The sequence below is a fragment of the Streptomyces sp. NBC_01537 genome, from assembly GCF_045040445.1.
Classification (GTDB): domain Bacteria; phylum Actinomycetota; class Actinomycetes; order Streptomycetales; family Streptomycetaceae; genus Actinacidiphila.
Window position 1 is genome coordinate 3993398 of the sequence record NZ_CP109392.1, and the last position, 22680, is coordinate 4016077.

Sequence of the window (22680 nt, forward strand, 5' to 3'; positions counted from 1 at the left end):
CCGGGAGGACCGGGAGGCTCGTATCTGCCTCCGCCGCCTCCCCAGCAGCCCTACCCCCAGCCCCACCCCTACGCCCAGCCGCCGGTTTGGGGGCAGGTGCCGCAGGGTCCGCCTCCGCCACCGCCCGGGAAGCAGGGCGGCGGCGGGCTGAAGGGCGCGGTGATCGGGGTCGTGGTGCTGGCGGTGCTGGCGGTGTTCGGGCTGGGCGGGCTGGCGGTCTTCAGGGCGGTCGGTTCGGATTCGCTGCCCAGCGCGGCGGGCGGGGACGAGCAGGCTCAGGAGCTGCTGAGCCAGCAGGACATCAAGTCGCTGTTGCATGGCCGCACCGACGCGCTGAAGAGCGGCGACGAGGACGCGTACCTGTCGGTCTTCGCCGGAAAGGCGAAGACGACGCAGGAGAAGCTCTACCGCAATCTGCGGAAGATTCCCTTCACCCAGGCCGAGTTCAGCGTTCTGAGTCAGGAGGGCAGCGGGAGGGACGAGTTCGGCGACGGGGTCAGCGTCGCGGTCGACGTCGCGTTCGTGCACAGGATCAAGAACGTGGATGTCCGGCCGATCGCGGAGTGGTACCGCTGGGTCGTCAAGCGGGAGTCGGCGGATGCCGAGCCCGAGATCACCTCGGTCGGGCCGGCTCCCACGATGTACGGCTCGGGCACGTTCGTGTACTACCCGGCGCCCTGGGACCTCTACGACGACATGTACGTCAAGAGCGGGGCGCACTCCATCGTCATCGCGGACAAGAAGAACGCGTCGAACGCGGCCCGCTACGCGCCGTACATGGAGCAGGCCGCCGACTACGACCTGGACCTGTGGAAGCAGCTGGGCCAGCCGCAGACGGACACGCCCAAGGGGTTCATGCTGGTCCTGGAGCCCGACCGCAAGAAGTACGCGAAGCTCTGGAACAGCGGAGGCGAGGACGTGGGCTGGGACGCCGGGCAGGCGGTGCCGATGCCGGCCTTCGACGAGTCCAGCTCCGGCGATTCGACGGACGGCCTGCAGTGGGGCGGTTCCCGGATCAAGATGGACACGTCCACCAGCCGATTCACCTCCGCTTCGTACTGGCAGATGGGTGTCACGGACATCTCGCGGCATGAGATGGCGCATGCCCTGGTGGAGCCTCTCGATCACGGCGACTACACGTTCGGTGGCGCCGGCGGGGCCAAGAACTGGATCGTGGAGGGCTTCGCCAACTACGTCGCGTACCGCGGTAACTCGACGCTGTCGTCCGCGAGGATCGGGTCGACCGTCACGGGCGAGGAGTTCGACGGCACCCTTCCCGAGGATGACTTCGGCGACCAGGCTCCGCGCTCGATCTCCATGAACTACACGCTCAGTTATCTCGCCATTCGGTACATCGCCGAAAAGGGCGGTGAGAAGGCGGCCTTCGACTTCGTCGTCGACAACTACGAGAAGCCGAAGCAGCTGGACACGTCGCTGCAGACGGCGGTCGGCATGAACACGACCCAGTTCCAGAGCGCCTGGGCGGCCTACGTGAGGAGCGTCAGCTGATGACCGCCAACACCGGCCAAGGCCCGCAGGGCCCCGCGGGCGCGCCCTGGCCACAGCAGCCGCCCGCCGTTCCGCCGCAGGGCTACGGCTACCCGCAGGGGCAGCCGGGCTACGGATATCCCCAGCAGCAGCCCGGTTACGGATATCCCCAACAGCAGCCCGGTTATGGCTATCCCCAGCAGCCCCAACAGCCCTACCCTCACCAGCCGCCCTACGGCTACCCACCGCACCAGGCCGGCCCGCCCGCCAAGAAGAGGAAGACCGGGCTGATCGTGCTCCTGGTCATGGCGCTGTTCATACTCGGCGGGGCCGGAACCGGCGCCTGGTTCCTGCTCTACGGCGGGTCGAGCGCAAACGTGCTGTGGAGCGTCCCCGCGGCGGCGAAGAACTCGACAGAGCTCAAGCACGAGATCCCCGGCACCTGGTTCACCGACAAGAGCGTCGTGCAGACGCTCTCCGGAGGCGTCAAGGCGTACGACATCGACACCGGCGCGCAGCTGTGGGGCCACTCGCTGCCCGGCAGCGCCAACACCGCGTGCCGGGCGAACACCGACTCCACCGGCGACATCGGCGTCGTGGCGTTCGGCACCGCCGATGCCTGCGACCACCTGGTGGCGTACGACCTGAACAACGGCAAGCAGTTGTGGACCAAGGCGTACAAGCCGGATCCCGACTCGGGCAACGCCTCGCTGGCGCGCAGCGGGAACACGGTGATCTACTCGGCCTCGAACGTCACCGTGGCGCTGAACGTCAAGGACGGCTCCAAGGCGTGGAAGCCGGAGAGCTTCAGGACCGAGACGTGCGACGACCGGGGTTCCTTCACCGGCGGCAAGGCACTGATCCGGACCCGTGTGTGCCGCGAACCGTATCCCGGCACAAAGCTCTGGCAGGAGATCTCCCTGATCGACCCGGCCACGGGCAAGGCCAAGTGGACTTACCACCACGACGCGTCGGGCGTACTCAACGACGACATCGAAGCCGTTCTGTCGACCTCACCCGTCGTTGTGCAGCTGAACACGGACGACGACGGCGAGTCGCTGATCACCCTCGACAACGCGACCGGCAAGTTGCGCAGCACGCTGACGCCGTATCCCGCGAAGTACGTCCAGACCGGCAGCGACGAGGGCAATCCGTGGACGGAGGCGGGGGCCTACGGCAACACCTTTGTCGTCGTCGCCGACGACGGCAAAAACGGGCATGTGGTGGTCGCGTACGACCTGGACAGCGGCAAGCAGCTGTGGAAGACCGACCCCGTGCAGAACAGGGAATTCCTGCCGCTCCACAGCTCCGACGCGGACCGCATCCTCGTTTACGCCACGGGTTACTCCTCCGAGGAGGGCCCGGAATTGGTCGAGTTCGGGGCGAAGGACGGGAAGAAGACCACCGTCGTGAGCTATCCGGTCGATGCCGGCAACGGCATGAGCATCTTCGCCCGCCCGTACTGGCACGACGATCGGCTGTACGTCTCGTCCCTGGACACCGAGAGCCTGTACAGCGACGACAAGGCGTACTCCCTGGTGGCTCTGCCCACGACGGGATAGCGAGTCCTCTTGGCGAACGGGTGTGGGGTGCGACCGTCCTGGTCGCACCCCACACCCGTTCTCAGGCCGTGATGTCCCGGGTCGTGAAGCGGGCCCAGGCGGCGGAGCCGAAGACGGCTACGTAGAGGGCCTGGAGGCCGAGGTTGCGGCGGAGTTCGTCCCAGTAGACGGGGTCGCGGAGGAGGTCGGCGAAGGAGAGCCAGTAGTGGGGGAAGAGGTAGGGGCCTATGGCGTGGAGCTGGGGGATGGCGTTGAGGATCTGGAGGGTGATGAGGAGGCCGACGGTGGTGGCCATGGCGGCGATGCCGCTGCTGGTGAGGGTGGAGATGAACATGCCCAGGGCGGCGATGCCGGTGAGGGACAGGGCGACGGTGGCGGCGATGAGGAGGGCGCGCAGGAGGCCGTCGGCAAAGGTGATGGTGGTGCCGGAGAGGAGGGTGACGTCGCCGAGGGGGAAGAGGGCCAGCCCGGTGGCCAGGCCGGAGAGGGCGACGGTGAGGGTGGCGACGAGGGAGAAGGCCAGGACGGAGGCGTACTTGGCGAGGAGGAGGCGGGTGCGGCCGGCGGGGGCCACGAGGAGGTAGCGGAGGGTGCCGGAGTGGGCTTCGCCGGATATGGAGTCGCCGGCGACGACGCCGATGGCCATGGGGAGGAAGAAGGGGAGGGTGGCGGCGAGGCCGGTGAAGACCAGGAAGAGGCCGTTGTTGGTGATCTGGGTGATGAAGGCGGGGCCGCCGCCCCCGTCGCCGCCACCGCCACCGCCGCCGCCGTCGCCCCCGTCGATCTTGACGGCGATGCCGATGAGGATCGGGACGCCGGCCAGGACGGCGAGCAGGGCCAGGGTGCGCCAGCGGCGGATGACGGTGACGAATTCGCTGCGGAAGAGGCCCAGGGACCAGTGGAGTCTGGGCTGGGCTTCAGCCCTCGCCTCAGCCTGCGCCTCAGCCTGCGACATCGAAGCCCTCCCCGGTGAGGGCCAGGAAGGCGTCCTCCAGGGAGGCGCGTTCGAGGCCGAAGGCTCGTACGCGTACGCCGGCGGAGACCAGGGCGGCGTTGAGGTCCTCCAGGGGCGGACTCGGGTCTGTGGGGAGCTCGCCGGTTGTGCGGTCGGCGGTTGTCGTGAGGTCGGTTACGCCGTGCTCCTTCAGGATGCGGATGGCGTCGGCGGTGTCCGGGGTGGTGACGGCCAGGCGGGCGCGGGCGGCGAGGGCGGAGAGGGATTCGACGGGGCCCTGGGTGAGGAGGCGGCCGCGGGACATGACGGCGGCGTGGGTGCAGACCTGCTCGATCTCGTCGAGGAGGTGGGAGGAGAGGAAGACGGTGGTGTCGGCGGCGGCGAGGCCGCGGATGAGGGAGCGGATCTCGCGCATGCCCTGGGGGTCGAGGCCGTTGGTCGGTTCGTCGAGGACCAGGAGCTCGCGGGGGCGGAGCAGGGCGGCGGCGAGGCCGAGGCGCTGCTTCATGCCGAGGGAGTAGGCGCGGGCCTTCTTACCGGCGGCGGGGGTGAGGCCCACGCGGTCGAGGGCCTCACCGACGCGGGTGCGGCGGGTGCGGGGGTCGGCGGTGGGGTCGGCGGAGTCGTAGCGCAGGAGGTTGTCGCGGCCGGAGAGGAAGCCGTAGAGGGCCGGGCCCTCGATGAGGGCGCCGACGCGCGGCAGGACGGCGCGGGCCGCGCGGGGCATGGGGGCGCCCAGGACGCGGGCGGTGCCGGAGGTCGGCTCGATGAGACCCATGAGCATGCGGATGGTCGTGGTCTTCCCTGAGCCGTTGGGGCCGAGGAAGCCGAAGACGCTGCCGCGGGGGACGGTCAGGTCGAGGCCGTCCACGGCGAGTTGCCCGCCCCGGAAGCGCTTGGTGAGGGCGTGGGTCGAGATCGCGGCGGGCGAGTCGCTGTCCTCCACTGCGGGCACTGTCCGCACTATTTGTTGGCCGCCTTGATGAGGGCGTCCTGGGTGACGGCACCGATGTAGACCTTGCCGCTGTCGGTGATCAGGGCGTTGACCACACGGGTGGAGACGAAGGTGCCGGAGCCGAAGTCGCCGTTGACCTGCTTGCCGAAGCTGTTGAGGAGGGACAGGTCGCCGGAGTCCCCGGCCGGGAGCTTCAGCTCGGCGATCGAGTCCCAGCCCTTGCCCAGGCCCACGGCGTCGAGACCCGACAGTGCGTCCTCGGCGTTCGTGTGGTCCGGCTTCGCCGCGTCGGCGTCCGCCTTCTCCGTCGTCACCTTTGTGCCCTTGGGCGGGGTGAAGGTGAACGTGCTGGCGGACGGCTTGGCGAAGTCCACCTTCGTGAAGCCGACGTCGACGGCCGCCTTCGCGCTGCCCTTCGGGGTCAGGGTGAACTTCAGGGGCACCCCGGTGTCGGAGTCGACGGCTATGCGGATCGCGCCGACCGTCGTGTCGGCCGCCTTGGGCTTGATGAGCAGCTGGTACGCGTCCCGGCCGGCGACCCGGGCGGTGCCGTCGACGGTGACGGAGGTCGTGTCGTCCACCGCCTTCAGGGCCTGCTCGGCGGCCTCCTGCGGGGTGAGGGAGCTCAGGGACGGGGCAGGGGCCGGGCGGTCCGCGGCGTCCTTGGGGAGGATCGCGTGGTAGGCCTGGTTGCTGTCGCTGTCGTAGGCCCAGAGCTGGGTGCCGTTGTGGATGACGCTGTACTCGGCGGCCTGCTCGACGATCGAGACCTTCTGGCGGTCGGGGCCGTCGGCGGCGACATGGAGGATGTGGGAGCCGGTGAGGAGCTGCGTGAGCTGCTTCGTCGGGTCGGCGGCGCTGCTGCCGTCGCCGCTGTCGCCCGATGCGCCGCCGGTCAGGTCGCCGAAGGCGCTCGTGTCGAGGTTCGCGAACGAGGGCAGCCCGAAGTCCGTGGTGATCTTCACCGAGCCGGAGATCGTCTGCGTGTCGGAGGCCGCGATCTTCTCGATCAGCTTCTGGGCGGAGATCTTCGGAAGGTCCGGGGTGCCCGCGCTGGCCAGCGCCGGTACGAGTCCGATGGTCGCGGCTGCGATGCCCGCCGCCGCGACCGGGACGGCGTAACGCATGGCCTTGCCGCGGCGCCCGCGGGTGTCGTCGTCTGTGTCCTGGATTCGTGCCATCACTGCTGTCCCTACCTCCGTCGTCAACGGCGGGCTCTCTTGCATTGTCGCCCGAACCGCCCTGTCGTGGTGGTTTCCATCCCACCAAATCGGGGCTGACAGCACATCAGCCGACGGAGGCAACTGCGCGTACGCCCCAGGTATGACGAACCCCGAGGCGTATGCGGGTTGGCCAGACACCCCCTAACGCTGAAGGAAGAGGTAGTCCGCCTGGTAGGGCACGCCCACCTTGGGGGTCTTGTGCGGGTCGCAGGTGCCGGCCGGGGCGACACCGCCGACGGTGTTGAGCCGCAGGATCTCCTGGGTCTGGGAGAGCAGCCCGCCGGGGCGTCCGGCCTGGGTGGCCTTGAGGTCCAGCTCGGGGATGTTGCCGGTGCCGTTCGGGGTCTTGGCGATCAGGGTGCCGGTGACGGCGCTGCCGTCGGGGGCGAGCCAGGCGGGCGGGCCGGCGGTGGGGTTGACGAAGAAGTGCTTGATGCCGGCGCCGAGCTGGGCGCTGACGTTGTTCTGGGTGAAGGCGTGGGTGCCATCGCTCTGCTTGGTGCAGGCGTAGATCTGCTTGCCCTTGACGACGGAGGCCTGGAAGTTGGTGAGGGACTTGCGGAAGTCGATGGGGCCGGTGACCTTGTGCAGCTGGCCGCGGACGGCGCCGCCGGGGAATTCGGCGGTGTGGAGGTTGGCGTAGAAGCCGGTGGGGTCCTGGCGCAGGTCGGCCAGGAGCTTGGGGTCGTTGACGGTGACCGAGCCGGTGACGGAGTAGAGGCTGCCCGGGAGCTTCTCGGCGAAGAACGGGATCTTGACGTCGCCGTTCTTGCCGGCCACGCCCTGGTGGATGTGGGCGGCGGTGGGCGGGGCGATGCCCTTCCACTTCATGGCGAAGGAGACCTGGTTGCCCTGGACGCGTACGAACTCGATCGCGGCGCCGTCCTTGTCGCCGACGGCGGGACCGTTCGGGACCGGGACCTCGTTGCGGCCGCTCAGGCTCGCGGCGAAGTAGACGGCGTCGCCGCTGGACGCGGTGGTGGACGCGGTCGTCGTCGTGGTCTGCGTGGTGAAGTTCTGCTCGGCGGCCGCGGCGTCCACGACGGCCGTGGTCGCCTCGCCGTGACTGTGATTCATCGCGTCATGTCCTGCCGCGTCATGTCCTGCTGGGTGGATCGCCAGCGTCGTGCCGAGCGCGGCAGCGGCGGCCGTGCCGCCGATGGCCAGGGTGATGGCGGTGCGGCGCTTGTTGATGCTCTTCATCGCGGGGTTCCCGTCCCGTGGTGGGGCCGGTACCCCCTGTACCGGCCGCTCGCCATGGACACGGGGCGGGGCGAGGGGCGGGTTCAGTGCGGCTGTGCGAGGAGAGTCACGGCGCCGGCGCCGAACCGGCCCGGCTCGGGGGACGTTCCGAAAAGGGCACCAGAGACCCCAGATGGGACATGGCCCGTTCGCAGAGTTCGGCGACAGCGGCTCCGTCGGTCGAGGTGACGCCGAAGAAGAGCCGCCCGCCGTGACCCGCCACGAGGACCAGGGGCGCGCCGGACAGGCTGGTGTTGGCGGCGCCGTACAGGGCGTCGAGGCGGAGCGGGCCGTAGTCCTGGGGGATGGGTACGCGGACGTTGCTCAGCGAGATGTCGAAGCGGGCGCCCTTGGTCTCGCCGCGCAGCAGCAGGGCGCTCAGGGTCCTGCGGGGGACGGGGCGCAGGAGGCGGAAGACCCGGACGAGGGGGACGAGTTCGTCGGGGCGCAGTTGGCGGTGGATGGCGGCCTTGAGGTCGTGGCGTGAGGTCGTCGCGTCCGCGGTGACGAACACGGTGGAGGCGTACAGGCCCATCGCCTCCTGGGGGGAGGGGGTGAGGATGCGGCGGAGGTCGGCGGGGACCGCGATGCGGATGGGGCGGCCGTACGCCTGGGCGAAGGCGGCGCAGAGGGCGGCTTGGAGGGTGGTGCGTTCGGCGCGGCAGCGGGTGAGGAGGGCGGAGGTCTCCTCGGGGGGCAGGGACCAGGTGGTGTAGGTGAGGGGGCCCGCGGGGCGGTCGGGGCGCGGGGGCGGGGGGCCGCCAAGGGCGCGGGCGAGCTTGAGGAGGTCGGCGGGGTTGGCGCGCCGGCCGGGGAGGAGGTCGTCGGCGGGCGGGGCGGCCTGCGCCCCGGTGATCTGCGGGCCTCCGCGCGGACGGTCTTCCCGCGGCCCGGACGTCTGCCGGACGACTCGGGGCGCAGCCGCATGGTCGAGCACGTCCCGCACGACGAAGGCCGCCGAGAGGACGTCGGCGACCAGGTGGTGGTAGACGCAGACCAGGTCGAAGGAGTCGCCGGAGTCACCGTGGTCGAGGAGGACGAAGCGGGCGAGGGGGCCGGTGGTGGTGTCGAAGGGGCGTTGGAGCTCCTGCTCGACGACCTGGGTCCAGGTGTCGGGGGACGTGGCCGTCACGATCCGCAGGCCGGGGTCGGGGACGTCGTCCGAGGTCAGCCAGGCCTGCCAGCGTCCGGGGGCGTCGAGGCGGACGCCGAGGAGGGGGTGGCGGCGGCGTACGGCGGCGAGGGCGTCGCGGATCCGGCCGGGGTGGGCTCGTCCGGTGACGCGGGCGGTGACGGCGAAGTTGACGGGGAGGACCTCGCCGGCGGCCCAGACGAGGCGCTCGGTCGGGGAGAGGCGTCGGCGTACGGTCATGAGGGCGGCGCCAGGGCGGCGCGGAGGCCGTCGGCCAGGGTGATCTCCGCGGTGAAGGGGAGCCGGCCCGGGGCGGTCGTCCAGTCCGGGTGCAGGGCCTCGGTGACCTTGTCGGGCGTCAGGGTGGTGCCCCGGCCGAATGCCCGCGCGGCGGCCGTGGCCGCCCACGCCGGCACGCGCACGACGCGCGGCGGCCGCCGGCCGAGTGCCGTGGCGACGGCGGCGCCGATGTCGTCCCAGAGGTGCTCGGTACCGTCGCTGACGTGGTGGATCGCGCCGTCCGCACCGCACTCGGCGGCCGTGAGCAGGGCGCGGCACAGGTCGTCCACATGGATGAGGGAGTAGCGGCGCGGGCCGGGGCCGCCGACGACGGGGAGCAACCCGGCGCGCACCGATGCGACCAGGCGGGGCAGGAACTCGCGGTCCCCGGGTCCGTAGACGATCGGCGGGCGCACGATGGTCCCCCGGTCGCCGACCGCGCGCTCGCCGGCCAGCTTGCTGCGCCCGTACGCGGAGACCGGGGCCGGCGGATCGTCCTCGTGCCGAAGCCGTCCGGGGCCGGAGGCGGCCAGCGAGGAGCAGTGGACGAGGCGGGGTGCTCGCGGGAGGGCGGCGAGGGCTCTGCACAGCATGCGCGTGCCGTGTTCGTTGATCTCGTCGTACGCATGCGCATGGGCGGCTTTGGTGACCCCGGCGAGGTGGATGACGCGGTCGGGGGCGGCCTCCTGGACGGCGGTGAGGAGCCCGGTGCCGGTGGCGAGGTCCCCGGGGAGCGAACGGGCGGCCCCGGGGGCGTGGCGGCCGTCGCGTACGAGGGCGGTCACGTCGTGGCCGCCCTCGGTGAGATGGCGTACGAGATGGCGGCCGATGAAGCCGGTCGCGCCGGTGACCAGGTATCTCATCGGAGGCGTCGGAGGCGTCACAGGCATCCCGGACGTCGCGGGCGTCGCAGGCATCGCGCTCAGCCCGCGCTGCGCTCGTACAGGCGGTGGGTGCGGAAGAGCTGCCCGCCCACCGCCTTGGCGTAGCGGTTGGCGTCGCGGTTGTCCTCCAGGATCCAGGACAGCTCGGTCTCGGTGTAGCCGAGGCGGAAGGCGGCGCGCTGGGCCCGGGCGAACATGGCGGCGGCCAGGCCCCGGTTGCGGTGCGCCTTCTTGATGCCGGAGGTGACGGCCCGGGTGCGGTCGATGCGGCGGGCGGCCCGGGTGATGCGGACCAGGCCGACCGGGAGGCCGAAGGTGGTGAGGCGACCGTGGGCGGCGGCCAAGGCCTGGTTGGTGTCGGGGAGCCACAGGGTGAAGGCGGCGGGGTCGCCGCCGACCTCGACGATCTGGAGCAGTTCGGGCCGGATGATGGGCTTCAGCTGCCGTACGGTGTGCTCGAACTCTCGGTCGGTCATGGGGACGGCGGCGTAGTTCTCGGCCCAGGCGTCGTTGTAGATGTCCTTGACGGCGGCGAGATCGGCGTCGAAACGCCCCGGGTCCAGCGGCCGCACCACGACATCGGGCGCGGCCAGCGCCCGTTCGGCCACCCGCCGCACCGCCGCCGGGGGCTCGCCGTCGGCGGACATCGGGATCCGCCACGACAGCAGGTCCTTGGCCTTGGTGAAGCCGCAGCGGGCGAGGAGGCCGGGGTAGTACGAGGGGTTGTGCGGCATCAGCATGGTGGGCGGTCCGCCGAAGCCGTCCACGAGCACGCCGCACTCGTCGTTGGTGGAGAAGCTGAGCGGGCCGAGCATGCGCGTGAGGCCGCGCTCGCCTAGCCACACGGCAGCCGTGTCGAAGAGGGCCTCGGCGGCCTCGGGGTCATCGGCGCACTCGAACAGGCCGAAGTGGCCGCACTTCGGGTCGTGCCGCTCGGTGAAGCGGGGGTCGACGACGGCGGCGATGCGGCCCACCGTCCTGCCCGACCGGCGCGCGAGGAAGAGCTGGACGGTGCCGGTGTCGTGGAACGGGTTGCGGCCCGGGTCGAGGAAGGCGCGCCGCTCGCGCTCCAGGGGAGCCACCCAGTGCGGGTCGTCGCGGTAGACGGCGTAAGGGAGGCGGATGAAGGCGGTGGTGTCGGCCCGGCCGCGTACGGGGGTGACGGTGAGGTCGGTCATCGTGCGCTCATTACGTCGGCCGGCTGGGCCTGGCGCGGGACGGGGCGTGCGCCTGGGATCAGCCCCAGGCGGCGGCCCGCCGCGGCGAAGGCGTCCAGGATCCGGGAGAGGTGGTCGTCGGTGTGGGTGGCCTGTACGGAGAGCCGGATCAGCGCCCGGCCCATCGGGACGGCGGGAGCGACCACGGCATGCGCGAACACGCCTTCGTCGAGGAGCAGGCCCCACATGCGCGCGCAGAGTTCCTCGTCGCCGATGTGCACCGGGACGATCGGGGTCACGGCTTCCGGCTCCCCCTGTGACGCCCCCGGCTCCCCCGGCTCCCCCGTTCGCAGGCCCAGCTCGCGCAGCCCGTTGCGCAGGCGTCCGGCCAGATCCAGCACGCGCATGCGGCGTTCGGGTTCCGCCTCGATGATGTCGAGCGCGGCGAGGGCGGCCGCGAGGGCGGCGGGCGGCATCGAGGCGGTGAAGATGACCGGGCGGGCCGTGTAGCGCAGGTAGTTGATGATGTCGGCCGGGCCGGCCAGTACGCCGCCGACCGAGCCGAAGCACTTGGAGAGGGTGCCGGTGTACAGGTCGACGGCGTCCGGCAGGCCGAAGTGCTCGGCCACGCCGCGCCCGCCGGGGCCCAGCAGCCCGATGTCGTGGGCGCCGTCCACGACGAGGCGGGCGCCGTGGCGGCGGGCGAGGCCGGTGAGCTCGGGGAGCCGGCACAGGTCGCCCTCCATGGAGAACAGCCCGTCGGTGACGATGATCTTGGCGGCGCCGGGGTCCGCCGCGGCGAGCTGCCGCCCCAGGTCGGCCATGTCGGAGTGGGCGTACAGCCGCTTGGCGGCGGCGCCGAGCCGGATGGCGTCGACGAGGGAGGCGTGGTTGGCCGTGTCGCTGAAGACCAGGTCGCCCCTGCCGAACAGCGGGGTCAGGGCCAGATTCGCCTGGAAGCCGGTCGTGGTCACGATCGCGGCCTCGCGGCCGAGGAACGCGGCGAGCCGGGCCTCCAGTTCCTCGTGCAGCGGCAGCGTCCCGCAGACCAGCCGGCTGCCGGAGCAGGAGGTGCCGTACTCCCCCACGGCCTTGGCGGCGGCAGCCGTCACGCGCGGGTCGGCGGACAGGCCGAGGTAGTCGTTGCAGGCGGTCATGACCACGCGTACGCCGTCGACCAGGGCCTCGCCTTCGCCGATGGCGGTGAGCGGGCGGCTGAAGGGCCGTGGTCCGGTCTCCGTCAGGGCCCGGGCGAACGGCGACAGATGCTTGTCGAAGATATCCGCCACTTTTCTCTCCTCAGCGCGTGATGGGCAGTCGGGTGATGTCGGCCATGCTCGGTCCCGGCTGCCGCACCGGCGGCCCGGCCGGGCGCGCGCCGGGCAGTTCGCGGGCGAAGGCCCGTACGAAGGCCGTGGCCTGTGAACGGGCCAGATGGGTCCCCAGGCAGTAGTGCAGCCCCGAGCCGAAGGCCAGCAGCCGCTGCGGCGCCCGGTACGGGTCGAAGGTGTGCGGGTCGGTGAAGACATCCGGGTCGCGGTGGGCCGCGCCGATGAGGGCGTGGACGACCTGCCCGGCGGGCAGCGGCCGGCCGCCGAGCTCGGTGCCGGCGGCGGCGACCCGGGTCACGACCCGGCCGGGCGGGTCCCAGCGCAGCACCTCGTCCGTGAGCTGCTCGGCGGATCCCGGTTCCTGGCGGATCCTTTCCGCGAGTCCCTGATGCGTCACCAGGGCGTGTGCCAGGCCCGCCAGCAGCGCCGCCGTGGTCGGCACCCCGGCCGAGAACAGCGTGAGCAGCACATGCCGGGCCCCGCCCCGGTCCTCGGCGGCCCAGCGGGACAGCAGGTCCCCGGCGGGCCTGCGGACGCGCTCGGCCAGGATCCGGTCGTAGCACGCCAGTTGGGCGATGGCGGCCTCGTCGGCCCGGCGTACGACACTGGGCGGGCTGGCCAGTTCCTCGACCCGCACCATGGCCAGGCTCTCGGCGGCCAGCCAGGCCAGGTCGACCTCCGGCGGCAGCCCCACCAGCCCGGCCAGCACGGCGGTCGGCAGGGGGCGGCAGACGGCGGCCACGATGTCGGTGGGGCCGTGGCCACGGATCCGGTCGGCGAAGGCGCGTACGTACGCGTCCACGAGCGGTTCCACCAGGGCGGCCGCGCCGTCCGTCATGGCCCGGGGGGACAGGGCGGCGGTCAGCGGTCGGCGGCGCTCGGTGTGCTCGGGCGGGTCCTGCTGCAGCGGGGTCTCGCACAGCGCGACGGTGCTCGCGCTGCGCCGCCAGCCGGGGCGGTTGGCGTCGCGCCAGCGGGCGCCGAGCGTATGCCACGTCCGGTCGGCGAGGACCTGGCGGCAGTCGTCGTAGCCGGTGACCAGCAGGGCGTTCCAGTGGGTGGGAACGAGCGGTCCGGCGGCGCGCAGGTCGTCGTAGATCCCGGCGAGCTCTCCCGGTTCCGAGGACTGCCGCCACCGCCGTACGAGACCGGCCGCGGAGCCGGCGTCCAGGGTCGGGCTGATCAACAAGGCTCTAACTCATCTGTCGGAACGGAATGCGGCCTGAGTTAAGAAGACTGCTCCGCCACATACGTTCCGAGCCAGCCAAGTCGGCCCGTTTCACCCGCCCGTGGACATAATTCGTGTTTCATCGCCCGGGTCGGCTACTGTGCTGCGCCCACCGATCGCCCCACGCGGTTCACCCCGTGCGGTTCACCCCGCGCGGTGGACCACCGCTTCGCACAGCCCCGCCAGTGCGGCCTTGGCCGAGCAGTCCGGCAGCGGCGCCAGCGTCGCCCGCGCCTCCTCCGCGTACCGCACCGTGTCCTTGCGGGCCTGCTCCAGCGCCGGGTGCGCGCGCAGCAGCTCCAGCGCCTCGGCGTGGCGGCCGTCGTCCGTGAGGTCGCCGTCGAGCAGCTCGCACAGCCGCCGGTCGTCGGCGGACGCCGAGCCGTTGGCCTTGGCGACCTGCGAGCGCAGGTGGAGGACGGGAAGGGTCGGCACGCCCTCGCGCAGGTCCGTGCCCGGGGTCTTGCCGGACTCGTGGCTGTCGCTCGCGATGTCCAGGATGTCGTCCGCCAGCTGGAAGGCGGTGCCCAGCCGCTCCCCGTACTGCGTGAGGATGTCGACGACCGTCTCGTCAGCGCCCGACATCAGCGCGCCGAAGCGGCCCGACACGGCGGTCAGCGAGCTGGCCTTCCCGGAGATCACATCCAGGTAGTGCTCGATCGGGTCCCGCCCGTCGCGCGGGCCGATGGTCTCCAGGATCTGGCCGGTGACCAGCCGCTCGAAGGCCTCCGACTGAATCCGTACGGCCTCCGGCCCGAGGTCGGCCAGTATGCGGGACGCCTTGGAGAACAGGAAGTCGCCGGTCAGCACCGCCACCGAGTTGTCCCAGCGCGCGTTCGCGCTCGGCACGCCCCGGCGGACCTCCGCCTCGTCCATCACGTCGTCGTGGTACAGCGTCGCCAGGTGCGTCAGCTCCACCACGACCGCCGACGGCACGATCCCGGGCGCGTGCGGGTCCCCGAACTGTGCCGCCAGCATGACCAGCAACGGCCTGAACCGCTTCCCGCCCGCCCGCACCAGATGCCGCGCCGCCTCCGCGATGAACGGCACGTCGCTCTTCGTGGCCTCCAGCAGGCCTTCCTCGACGGCCGACAGCCCGGCCTGGACATCGGCCTCAAGGGCCTCGTCCTGGACGCTCAGCCCGAAGGGCACGACGACGGTCGTCACGAGGGATTCTCCTGTCGCTGAGATCGCTTCCGCGGCTTCTGGCGTGGCACGGCGTAGTGCGCTGTCTACACCGGCAGCGTAACCGGTCGCTTCGCGATCACTGCGGGGGCATGGCCCTTCGCGGCTTTTGCCCCGCCGAAGTGGCCGGGTTGTGGGTAGGCATTCCATGGTTGTGGAACGCCTACCCACAATCCGGCGGACCCGGCAGGAGAGCCCCCGGCGGGGCTCAGGCGACGCCCGCCGCGACCCCCTTCGCGAGGCGCGGGGAGGCCCATTCCGTACCGCACACGAAGCGCAGTACGGGACCGAAGGTGGCCGCGGCGGGCAGTCCGGTGAAGAAGAGCCCCGGGACGGAGGAGCCGAAGTCGGCGCCGAGGCGGGGGGAGCCGGTGCGGCCGACCCGGGCGAGCCCGGCCCGCAGCTCGGGGCTGAGGAAGCCGAGCGCTTCGAGGTCGACGCGGTAGCCGGTGGCGGCGAGCACGTGGTCGGCGGCGAACTCACCCGCGCGGCCGCCGGCCGCGGCCGTGGACAGGACGACCCTGCCGGAGGCGGAATCGGTGCTGGCCCCCCGGATCTCGTGCCCCGTGGAGACCCGCACCTTGCCCTCGAAACGCTCGCGCAGCCACCACGCGCCGAGCGGTCCGAGGACCCGCCGCACCAGGTAGAGCCGGGTCGGGGCGGGCAGGTAGCGGAAGGCCTGGGCGTGGTAGCTGAAGGCGTAGAGCGACCAGGCCCGCCCGAAGGGGGACTCGGGTCGGAAACGCGGCTGGCGGTCCGGCGCGTCGCCGAAGCCCACCGTGCCGGGCCGGCGGCCGCGGGCGAGGAGGCGGACCTGGGCACCGGCCTCGGCCAGCAGCGCGGCGCTCTCCAGCGCTGACTGCCCGGCGCCGACGACGATGACCTCCCGCCCGCGGAGGCGCCCCAGGTCGGGGTGCTGGGAGCTGTGCGAGACGGATCCGGCCGCCGAGGGCCCGTCGGGCACGACGCCCCGCAGCACCTCCGGCACGTGAGCGAAGCCGTGCAGCCCGCTGGCGACGACCACTGCCCGCGCCTGGAACTGCTCGCCGGAGTCGAGCTTCAGGTCGAACAGATCGCCGCGCCGGTCCACCGACACCACCCGTACCTGCTCCAGGTCGGGGACGAGCCGCTCCTGGAACCAGCGTCCGTAGCGGATGAAGGTGTCGACCGGGATGATGTCCCAGTCCGTCACGAGGGGCTGCTCGCCCATCTCACGCCCGAAGTCCTGCAGGCTGTGGCCGGGCACGGCCGCCGAGATGTTGGAGGCGAGCGGCGTGGACTTCAGCAGCATCCCGGCCGGCATCTGCTCCGCCCAGCTCACCATCGGGCTGCCGAAGACCCGGACGGACACACCGAGTGCCCGCAGGTGAGCGGCGGTCGAGAGGCCGTAGGGACCGGCCCCGATCACAGCCACGGATACGGGTACGGAGGTCATGTGCCGTCCTTTCGGGAGCTGTTGCCGGTGCGGGTGCGGGTGCGGGTGCGGGTGCGGTACATCTGCAGCAGATGGGCGGCGCCCGGCCGTACGAACCGGGCGAGCATCACGGCGAAGGGCTTGAGGTCGTCCCGGGCCAGCCACGCCAGCTCGGTGCCGCTCGCCCGCGCCGGGGCGTGCGGGGTGGTGTAGCCGCTGCGGCGGTACGCCAGCAGGGCGGGCAGGTCGATGTTCTCCACGATGAAGCGGCGCGCTTCCCGCTGCGGGGCGCGCGGGATGTCCTGGCCGGTCAGATCGAGGTGCTGGGCGCGTACGACATCGATGCCGGCCGCCGACTCGAAGAGCCGGAACTGGGCGCCCATGCGGGGGTTGAAGTCGAGGAGCTTGTAGCGGCCGTCACGGCGGTCGTAGCGCCAGTCGAGGTCGGCGATGCCCTGGAAGCCGATGGACTTGCAGAACTGGGCCGCCAGTTCGGCGAGTTCGGGGTTGGCGACCACATACGCGCAGGCCGTCATCCCGGCGTGCGGTGGCCATGATCGGACCTTGACCCCGGTGAAGAGCACGGGCTCCCCGGAGCCGAAGTACGCGTGCACGATCCAGTCCTCCGCGTCCTCGCGCGGCAGGTACTCCTGCAGGATCACCCCGGGCCGCTCCCCCCAGCCGCTGGCCAGTTCCAGCAGTTCGCGGGGCCCGGCGATCCTGGTGGTGCCGTGCACCGCCGGGGCGCGGCGGCGCTCGAAGGCCTCGCGGTTCTTGGCGACCACCGGGAAGCGGGCGGTGGCCGCGTACGCCTCGACGTCCGCGTACGACTCCGGGAAGGCGGCGCGCGGCGAGGGCACCCCGTACTGCGTGCACAGCTCGTGTAACCCCTGCTTACTGGCCAGCCGCCGTGACAGGGCCGGGTCCTCCATACGCGGGAAGAGGAATCCCGGCGGACCGGCCGACAGCTCGTCGGCGTGCTCGGCGATGAGCACGGCCGCCTCTTCGTCGGTCGGGATCAGCATCGTCGGCCGCCCGATGCGCCGGCCGATCCGCCGCAGCCCCTCGACCAGCTTCCCGGCCGGTTCCAGGCCGGTAGTCGGCCACACGAAGCGGCCGCGCAGATAGCGCGAGGCGGCGGCGGGAGTATGTCGGTCCTCGGTGATGGCGTACATGGGCACGCCGATTCGGCCGAGGCTGCGGATGGCGCCCACGCCGCCGTGGTGCAGCGGGTAGTCGCCGATCTTGACGATCAGCCCCGGTACGGCAGCATTGATCGCAAACGCGGAACTTGCCACCTGTTCCCCCCAATGGTCACGGTATCCAACGGCCCACCCCGACCATGACCACTTAGGAAGCTAAGCCCGAATTGAGCATTCCGGCAAGACTTTTTCGGACATTGCGAACTCTTTAGCCGTCGCACAACCGCACGTAACCGGCAAAAGCACGGTGCCCCGGAACCGTCCAAGTCCCGGGGCACCGCACCAATAAGGAGCCGTCGCTACCGCACGAACACCCCGGCCTGCCCCGCCAGATCCAGGAAGTACTGCGGTGCCACACCCAGCACAATCGTCACCGCGACCCCGATGGCGATCGCCGCGGACGTCAGCGGCGAGGGCACCGCCACCGTCGGGCCGTCGGCCTTGGGCTCGCTGAAGAACATCAGGACGATGACGCGGATGTAGAAGAAGGCCGCGATGGCCGACGAGATGACGCCCACGATCACCAGCGGCACCGCCCCGCCCTGCGCCGCCGCCTTGAACACCGCGAACTTCCCCGCGAACCCGGAGGTCAGCGGAATGCCCGCGAAGGCCAGCAGGAACACCGCGAACACCGCAGCGACCAGCGGCGACCGCCGCCCGAGCCCCGCCCAGCGCGACAGGTGCGTCGCCTCACCGCCGGCGTCCCGTACGAGGGTCACGACGGCGAACGCGCCGAGCGTCACGAAGGAGTACGCCGCCAGATAGAACAGCACGGACGAGACCCCTTCCGGCGAGGTGGCGACGACACCGGCGAGGATGAAGCCCGCGTGCGCGATGGAGGAGTACGCCAGCAGCCGCTTCACATCCGTCTGCGTGACGGCGATGATCGCGCCCGCCAGCATCGTCAGGATCGCGACGCCCCACAGCACCGGCCGCCAGTCCCAGCGCAGCTCCGGCAGGACGACGTACAGCAGCCTCAGCAGCGCACCGAAGGCCGCGACCTTCGTGGCCGCCGCCATGAAGCCGGTGACCGGCGTCGGGGCGCCCTCGTAGACGTCGGGTGTCCACATGTGGAAGGGGACGGCGCCGACCTTGAAGAGCAGGCCCATGACGACCAGGGCGGTGCCGATGAGCAGCAGCGCGTCGTTGGCCGAGGAGTTGGCCAGGGCGGGGGTGAGGGTGGCGCTGCCGTCGATGACGGAGGCGATGCCGGAGTACGTGACCGTGCCCGCGTAGCCGTAGAGCAGGGCGATGCCGAAGAGCAGGAAGGCGGAGGAGAAGGCGCCGAGCAGGAAGTACTTGACGGCCGCCTCCTGCGACATGACGCGCCGGCGGCGGGCCAGGGCGCAGAGCAGGTAGAGCGGGAGGGAGAAGACCTCCAGGGCCACGAACAGGGTCAGCAGGTCGTTGGCGGCCGGGAAGACCAGCATGCCGCCCACCGCGAAGAGCAGCAGCGGGAAGACCTCGGTGGTGGTGAACCCCGCCTTGACCGCGTCCTTCTCCTGCTCGCTGCCGGGGATCGCCGAGCCCTGCGCGGCGAAGGAGTCGACATGCCTGCCGTGCGCCTTGGGGTCGAGCCGCCGCTCGCCGAAGGTGAAGACGGCGACGATGCCGACCAGCAGGACCGTGCCCTGCAGGAAGAGCGCCGGTCCGTCGACCGCGACCGCGCCCATGGCCGCGATGTGCGCCTTCTTGCTCGCGTACCCGTCGGCCGCGAGGGCCACGACGGCGGCGAACGCGGCCGCCATGCCGAGGATGCTGACGCCGACCTGCGCGAGGTAGCGGGAGCGCCGGGGCAGGAAGGCCTCGACCATGATCCCGATGACCGCCGCGCCGAAGACGATCAGCACGGGGGCCAGTTGGGCATACTCGATCTTCGGGGCCTGGATCTTGTCGGCGGAATCGGCCGCCGTTGTCCACAGGCTGTGGACAACATTCACGTTGCTCACTTGGAAGCCTCCAGCGCCGGCTTGGGGTCGGTCTTGTGCACATCGGAGAGCGTCTGCTGGACCGCCGGATTCACGATGTCGGTCACCGGCTTCGGGTACACGCCGAGGAGCAGCAGCAGCGCGATCAGCGGTGCCACGACGGCGAGTTCACGGACCTTGAGGTCGGGCATGCCCTCGACGCCCGCCTTCACCGGGCCAGTCATCGTCCGCTGGTAGAGGACGAGGACGTACAGCGCGGCTAGCACGATGCCGACGGTCGCGATGATGCCCAGTGCCGGATAGCGGCTGAACGTGCCCACCAGGACCAGGAACTCGCTGACGAACGGCGCCAGCCCCGGCAGCGACAGCGTGGCCAGACCGCCGATCAGGAAGGTGCCCGCGAGCACTGGCGCCACCTTCTGCACCCCGCCGTAGTCCGCGATGAGGCGGGAGCCGCGCCGGGTGATCAGGAAGCCCGCCACGAGCATCAGGGCGGCCGTCGAGATCCCGTGGTTGACCATGTAGAGCGTCGCGCCGGCCTGGCCCTGGGAGGTCATCGCGAAGATGCCCAGGATGATGAAGCCGAAGTGCGAGATCGACGCGTACGCGACCAGCCGCTTGATGTCCCGCTGGCCGACGGCCAGCAGCGCGCCGTAGATGATGCCGATGACGGCCAGGACCAGGATCACCGGAGTGGCCCACTTGCTGGCCTCCGGGAAGAGCTGGAGGCAGTAGCGCAGCATCGCGAAGGTGCCGACCTTGTCGACGACCGCGGTGATCAGGACGGCGACCGGGGCCGTGGACTCCTGCATCGCGTTGGGCAGCCAGGTGTGCAGCGGCCACAGCGGCGCCTTGACGGCGAAGGCGAAGAAGAAGCCGAGGAACAGCGCCCGTTCGGCTGTCGACGACATGTCCAGTTTCCCGGCTGCCCGGGCCTGCAGGATCTCCTGGAGGGAGAAGGTGCCGGTGCCGAGCTGGTCGGCGGTGACCGCGTACAGCCCGATGACGGCGGCCAGCATGATCAGGCCGCCGGCCAGGTTGTAGAGCAGGAACTTCACCGCCGCGTACGAGCGCTGGCGGGCCGCTTCCTCCTCGCCGTGCTCGTGGGCGCGGTCGCCGAAGCCTCCGATGAGGAAGTACATCGGGATGAGCATGGCTTCGAAGAAGATGTAGAAGACGAAGACGTCTGTCGCCTCGAAGGAGATCAGGACCATCGCCTCGACCAGCAGGATCAGCGCGAAGAAGCCCTGCGTCGGCCGCCAGCGGCGGTTCGGGTTGGCCTCTTCGAGCGGGTCCGCGTCATGCCAGGCGGCGGCGATGACAAAGGGGATCAGCAGCGCCGTGAGCCCGATCAGGGCCACCGCGATGCCGTCGACCCCGAGTTCGTACCGGACCCCGAAGTCCTTGATCCATGCGTGCGACTCGGTCAGCTGATAGCGCGCCCCGCCCGGGTCGAACCGTACGACGACGATCGCGGCCAGCACGAGCGTCGCCAGCGAGAAGCCCAGCGCCAGCCATTTGGCGCCGGCCCGCTTCGCCGCCGGCATGGCGGCCGTGGCGATCGCGCCGAGCGCCGGCAGGGCGGCGGTCGCGGTAAGGAGTGGAAAGGACATCAGGCGACTCCTCGCATCAAGAGCACTGCCGCAACCAGTACTGCGGTGCCGCCCAGCATGGAAACCGCGTAGGACCGTACGTAACCGTTCTGCAGGCGGCGCATCCGGCCCGACAGGCCGCCGACCGCGGCCGCCGTGCCGTTGACGACACCGTCGACGCCCTTGTGGTCGACGTAGACCAGGCTTCGGGTGAGGTGCTCGCCGCCGCGCACCAGCACGACGTGGTTGAAGTCGTCCTGGTACAGATCGCGGCGGGCCGCCCGGGTGAGCAGCGAGCCGCGCGGGGCGACGGCGGGGACGGGCCTGCGCCCGTACATCAGCCAGGCCAGGGTGACGCCGATGACGAGGACGACCATGGTGCCGGCGGTGACGGCGCCCGCGCTGAGCGGGGAATGGCCCTCTTCGTGTCCGGTGACCGGTTCCAGCCACTTCAGGAAGGACTCGTTGAGGCTGAACAGCCCGCCCGCGAACACCGAGCCGAAGGCGAGGATGACCATGGGGATCGTCATGGACCTGGGCGACTCGTGCGGGTGCGGGTCGTGGCCCTGGCCGTCCGGCTCCCACCGCTTCTCGCCGAAGAAGGTCATCAGCATCACGCGCGTCATGTAGAACGCCGTGATCGCCGCGCCCAGCATGGCCGCACCGCCGAGGATCCAGCCCTCCGTGCCACCCTTGGCGAAGGCGGCCTCGATGATCTTGTCCTTGGAGAAGAATCCGGACAGGCCGGGGAAGCCGATGATCGCCAGATAGCCGAGCCCGAAGGTGACGAAGGTGACCGGCATGTACTTGCGCAGGCCTCCGTACTTGCGCATGTCGACCTCGTCGTTCATGCCGTGCATGACGGAGCCCGCGCCGAGGAAGAGGCCGGCCTTGAAGAAGCCGTGCGTGACCAGGTGCATGATCGCGAACACATAGCCGATGGGGCCCAGCCCCGCCGCCAGGATCATGTAGCCGATCTGCGACATCGTCGATCCGGCCAGGGCCTTCTTGATGTCGTCCTTCGCACAACCGACGATCGCACCGAAGAGCAGCGTGACCGCGCCGACCGTGACGACCGCCAGCTGGGCGTCCGGGGCCGCGTTGAAGATCGCCCCGGAACGGGTGATCAGGTACACGCCCGCCGTCACCATCGTGGCCGCGTGGATGAGGGCCGAGACCGGGGTCGGACCCTCCATCGCGTCACCGAGCCACGACTGGAGCGGCACCTGGGCCGACTTGCCGCAGGCGGCGAGCAGCAGCATGAGGCCGATGCCGGTGAGGATGCCCTCGTGGGCCTTGCCGACGGCCTCGAAGACCGGCTGGAAGGAGAAGGTGCCGAAGGTCGTGAACATCAGCATGATCGCGATCGAGAGACCGACATCGCCGACGCGGTTGACGATGAACGCCTTCTTGGCCGCCGTGGCCGCGCTCGGCTTGTGCTGCCAGAAGCCGATCAGCAGGTAGGAGGCGAGGCCGACGCCCTCCCAGCCGACGTACAGCAGCAGGTAGTTGTTCGCGAGGACGAGCAGCAGCATCGCCGCGAGGAAGAGGTTGAGGTAGCCGAAGAAGCGGCGGCGGCGCTCGTCGTGCTCCATGTAGCCGATCGAGTAGATGTGGATGAGCGTGCCCACACCGCTGATCAGGAGGACAAAGGTCATCGACAGCTGGTCCAGCTGGAATGCGACGTCGGCCTGGAAGCCGCCGACCGGGACCCAGGTGTAGAGGTGCGAGGTCAGCGTCCGGTCCTCGCCGGAGCGGCTCAGCATGTCGGCGAAGAGGACCGCGCCGATGACGAAGGACGTGGCCGCGAAGGCGCAGCCGATCCAGTGGCCGGTGCGGTCGAGCCGGCGGCCGCCGGTCAGCAGCACACCCGCGCCCAGCAAGGGGGCGAGGACGAGCAGTCCGATCAGGTTCTCCACAGTG

At 71.0% G+C, this 22680-nt stretch carries 17 protein-coding genes; 2 read left to right on the forward strand and 15 right to left on the reverse strand.

The annotated features are described in order from the left end of the window. The first annotated feature begins 96 nt into the window (after positions 1 to 96). Complete coding sequence (locus OG607_RS18310) at positions 97 to 1509, forward strand: hypothetical protein (protein WP_405724254.1); 1413 nt, start codon at positions 97 to 99, stop codon at positions 1507 to 1509. Next, on the forward strand, positions 1509 to 3050 hold the full coding sequence (locus tag OG607_RS18315; protein WP_405724256.1) for a PQQ-binding-like beta-propeller repeat protein: 1542 nt from the start codon (positions 1509 to 1511) through the stop codon (positions 3048 to 3050). The genes OG607_RS18310 and OG607_RS18315 overlap by 1 nt, the downstream gene beginning before the upstream one ends. A 61-nt stretch (positions 3051 to 3111) precedes the next feature. Here the strand turns inward: OG607_RS18315 and OG607_RS18320 are convergent, their stop codons facing one another. The 15 genes from OG607_RS18320 to nuoL all read right to left on the reverse strand — a co-directional run bounded on the left by OG607_RS18320 (position 3112) and on the right by nuoL (position 22676). Next, entirely contained in the window at positions 3112 to 4005 is an 894-nt protein-coding gene (locus OG607_RS18320) for an ABC transporter permease (RefSeq protein WP_405724258.1), read from the reverse strand. Beyond that, positions 3992 to 4960 (reverse strand): ABC transporter ATP-binding protein, encoded by a 969-nt coding sequence (locus tag OG607_RS18325; protein WP_405724260.1) that lies wholly within the window; start codon positions 4958 to 4960, stop codon positions 3992 to 3994. Before OG607_RS18325 ends, OG607_RS18320 begins: the two co-directional genes overlap by 14 nt. A gap of 8 nt (positions 4961 to 4968) precedes the next feature. Continuing rightward, positions 4969 to 6141, reverse strand: a complete 1173-nt coding sequence (locus OG607_RS18330) for a LolA family protein (RefSeq protein WP_405724262.1) — start codon at positions 6139 to 6141, stop codon at positions 4969 to 4971. Between the two features lie 183 nt (positions 6142 to 6324). Continuing rightward, positions 6325 to 7386, reverse strand: coding sequence for a CHRD domain-containing protein (locus tag OG607_RS18335; protein ID WP_405724264.1), 1062 nt, complete (start codon positions 7384 to 7386; stop codon positions 6325 to 6327). Between the two features lie 106 nt (positions 7387 to 7492). Next, on the reverse strand, positions 7493 to 8797 hold the full coding sequence (locus OG607_RS18340; RefSeq protein WP_405724266.1) for a condensation domain-containing protein: 1305 nt from the start codon (positions 8795 to 8797) through the stop codon (positions 7493 to 7495). Next, positions 8794 to 9699: an NAD-dependent epimerase/dehydratase family protein gene (locus OG607_RS18345; protein ID WP_405724268.1), complete on the reverse strand. Its 906-nt coding sequence runs from the start codon at positions 9697 to 9699 to the stop codon at positions 8794 to 8796. The genes OG607_RS18340 and OG607_RS18345 overlap by 4 nt, the downstream gene beginning before the upstream one ends. 59 nt (positions 9700 to 9758) lie before the next feature. Beyond that, complete coding sequence (locus tag OG607_RS18350; protein ID WP_405724270.1) at positions 9759 to 10898, reverse strand: N-acetyltransferase; 1140 nt, start codon at positions 10896 to 10898, stop codon at positions 9759 to 9761. Then, on the reverse strand, positions 10895 to 12166 hold the full coding sequence (locus tag OG607_RS18355) for an aminotransferase class I/II-fold pyridoxal phosphate-dependent enzyme (RefSeq protein ID WP_405724272.1): 1272 nt from the start codon (positions 12164 to 12166) through the stop codon (positions 10895 to 10897). The genes OG607_RS18350 and OG607_RS18355 overlap by 4 nt, the downstream gene beginning before the upstream one ends. Before the next feature lie 10 nt (positions 12167 to 12176). After that, complete coding sequence (locus OG607_RS18360) at positions 12177 to 13397, reverse strand: cytochrome P450 (RefSeq protein ID WP_405724274.1); 1221 nt, start codon at positions 13395 to 13397, stop codon at positions 12177 to 12179. A gap of 183 nt (positions 13398 to 13580) precedes the next feature. After that, positions 13581 to 14603 (reverse strand): polyprenyl synthetase family protein, encoded by a 1023-nt coding sequence (locus OG607_RS18365; protein ID WP_405724276.1) that lies wholly within the window; start codon positions 14601 to 14603, stop codon positions 13581 to 13583. Between the two features lie 226 nt (positions 14604 to 14829). Continuing rightward, the gene (locus OG607_RS18370) at positions 14830 to 16056 is read right to left on the reverse strand and encodes an FAD-dependent oxidoreductase (RefSeq protein ID WP_405724278.1); all 1227 of its coding nucleotides are present in this window, start codon (positions 16054 to 16056) and stop codon (positions 14830 to 14832) included. Then, positions 16053 to 17333 (reverse strand): ATP-grasp domain-containing protein, encoded by a 1281-nt coding sequence (locus tag OG607_RS18375; RefSeq protein WP_405724280.1) that lies wholly within the window; start codon positions 17331 to 17333, stop codon positions 16053 to 16055. The genes OG607_RS18370 and OG607_RS18375 overlap by 4 nt, the downstream gene beginning before the upstream one ends. 203 nt (positions 17334 to 17536) lie before the next feature. Continuing rightward, positions 17537 to 19186 carry an NADH-quinone oxidoreductase subunit NuoN gene (gene nuoN, locus OG607_RS18380; RefSeq protein ID WP_405724282.1) on the reverse strand — a complete coding sequence of 550 codons (1650 nt, stop codon included), beginning with the start codon at positions 19184 to 19186 and terminating at the stop codon, positions 17537 to 17539. Next, entirely contained in the window at positions 19183 to 20778 is a 1596-nt protein-coding gene (locus tag OG607_RS18385) for an NADH-quinone oxidoreductase subunit M (protein ID WP_405724284.1), read from the reverse strand. Before OG607_RS18385 ends, nuoN begins: the two co-directional genes overlap by 4 nt. Further along, a complete protein-coding gene (gene nuoL, locus OG607_RS18390; RefSeq protein ID WP_405724286.1) occupies positions 20778 to 22676 on the reverse strand; it encodes an NADH-quinone oxidoreductase subunit L in 1899 nt (632 codons plus the stop codon). The genes OG607_RS18385 and nuoL overlap by 1 nt, the downstream gene beginning before the upstream one ends. Between the last annotated feature and the right edge of the window lie 4 nt (positions 22677 to 22680).